The organism is Nocardioides sp. NPDC057772, assembly GCF_042798075.1.
Taxonomy (GTDB): Bacteria; Actinomycetota; Actinomycetes; order Propionibacteriales; family Nocardioidaceae; genus Nocardioides.
Window position 1 is genome coordinate 6,074 of the sequence record NZ_JBHVKN010000229.1, and the last position, 1,958, is coordinate 8,031.

General features: G+C 72.4%; 3 protein-coding genes. 1 reads left to right on the forward strand and 2 read right to left on the reverse strand.

Features of this window, described 5'->3' with window-relative positions; all coding sequences use genetic code 11:
• The coding region (locus ACFVJS_RS24465; RefSeq protein WP_378885893.1) for an amidase family protein at nt 1–399 on the forward strand (399 nt) is incomplete at its 5' end.
• Nucleotides 400–686: 287 nt separating this feature from the next.
• Here ACFVJS_RS24465 and ACFVJS_RS24470 read toward each other — a convergent pair.
• On the reverse strand, nt 687–1,292 hold the full coding sequence (locus ACFVJS_RS24470; RefSeq protein ID WP_378885895.1) for a CbiQ family ECF transporter T component: 606 nt from the start codon (nt 1,290–1,292) through the stop codon (nt 687–689).
• A partial coding sequence (locus tag ACFVJS_RS24475; RefSeq protein ID WP_378885896.1) for an energy-coupling factor ABC transporter ATP-binding protein occupies nt 1,289–1,958 on the reverse strand: 670 nt, incomplete at its 5' end. The genes ACFVJS_RS24470 and ACFVJS_RS24475, both read right to left, overlap by 4 nt.

Here is a 1,958-nt window from a genome sequence, read left to right on the forward strand (position 1 = left end):
TGGCTCACCGAGCGGGGAGAGGCGGTCAGCGGGCCGGAGTTCGGGTTGGCGATCGCGGAGCTGCGCCGGTTCGCGGCGGTGGCGCTGGAGACGCTGGCCCCCTACGACGCCGTGCTCACGCCGACGCTCGCCACCCCGCCGCCGAAGGTCGGCGCGATCCGCGACGACGCCGATCCCGCCGCCGACTTCCAGGCGCAGAAGGAGTTCACCCCCTGGACCTCCGCCTGGAACGTCACCGGCATGCCCGCCATCTCGCTGCCGCTCCACTGGACCCCCTCCGGCCTTCCCGTCGGCGTCATGCTCGCCGCCCGTCCCGCCGAGGAGTCCCTCCTGCTCTCCCTCGCCGCCCAGATCGAGGACGCCGCCCTCTGGGACCACCGCCTCCCGCCCGGCTGGTAACCCCGCCGCCGAGGCGTCCCGTACGTCGGCCGAGGCGTCACTTGCGTTGGCTGAGGCGTCGCTCGCGTCGGTCGAGGCGTCATGAACGTGCCACTTCGGCCGACCGCAGTGACGCTTCGCCCGAGTTCGAAGGGTCGGCAGCGTAGACCGAGACGTCACGTACGTCGGTCGAAGGGTCACCTGCGTTGGCTGAGGCGTCGCTCGCGTCGGTCGACGCGTCACCCAGGTGCCACCTCGGCCGACCGCAGTGACGCTTCGGCCGACCGGGGTGACGCCTCGGCAGGGGGTCAGTCGCCGAGGCCGCGGGCCTTGAGGGCGTCGCCGGTCTCGTGGGCCCCGGCGACGACGCGGATGACGAAGGGGGTGAGGTAGGCCCTGGGGGAGCGGCCGAGGCCGCGGGCGCGGGCGGCGTCGCGGGTCTCCTGGGCGATGGTGAGGGTGCCGGGGAGTGCCTGGATCGCCATCGAGATGGTGAGGGCGACGCGCTCCGGGTCGATCCCGACGCGGCGCAGCGGGCGGATCCAACGGACCACGGCGTCGAGGATCTCCGTGGTCGGCGTGGTCACGGTCAGGGTGAGCGCCACCAGGGCGAGCGAGACGAGGTCGAGCAGGGACTCCACGGCCCGAGGCAAGGTGAACAGCCACCACTGCAGGAGGGCGACGACGACGGCGATGACGAGAACGGCACGCAGTGCCCGCGCGGTGGCGGCCAGGTCGAGCCGGCCGACGAGGGCGAGGACGACAGCAAGCGCGAGGAAGCCGACGGCGAGGAGCGGCCCGCGCAGCACCACGATCGAGACGCTGATGACGGCCAGGCCGAGCAGCTTGGCGCCCACCGGGAGCCGATGGAGCACGGTGTCGCCGGGGCGGTAGAGCCCGACCGTCATGCTCATCCCTCGCTCACCGTCCTCACGTAGTGCTTGACCGCGGCGTCCGCGTCGCCGTCGAAGCAGACGCGGCCGTCCTCGACGACGAGGACGCGGTCGCAGCGGCGTACGAGGTCGAGGTCGTGGGTGACCAGGACCAGCTGCTGCGGCAGCGAGAAGAGCAGGTCGCCGACCATCCGGGTGTTGCGCAGGTCGAGCAGCGTGGTCGGCTCGTCGGTGACCAGCACGTCCGGCGAGGTGGCGAGCACCCCGGCCAGGGCGAGCAGCTGACGCTGCCCGCCGGAGAGCGCGTGGACGCTGACCTCGGCGCGCGAGGTGAGCCCGAAGCGGTCCAGAGTCTTGAGGGCGAGCTGCTTGCGGCGTACTCGGTCCTTCACGGTCCGGCGCAGCGACAGCTCGACGTCCTCGACGCAGGTCGGCATCACCAACTGGGCGGCGGGGTCGGTGAAGGTGAACCCGACGCGGCGGCGCACCGCAGCGCCGTGACGAGCCACATCGAGGTCGTCGACGGTGACCCTTCCGCCGCTCGGCAGCACCAGCCCGTTGATCAGACGGGCGAGGGTCGACTTGCCCGAACCGTTGCTGCCGACGATCCCGATGCGCTGCTCGGTCAGCGAGAGTGTGGTCGGCTGCAGGATGGTGCGTGAGCCGCCGAGGTCCGGGGACTCGACC

Excerpts from the sequence above, each read along its gene's own strand:
- ACFVJS_RS24470 (WP_378885895.1), bottom strand. The coding sequence starts at position 1,292 with ATGAGCATGACGGTCGGGCTCTACCGCCCCGGCGACACCGTGCTCCAT.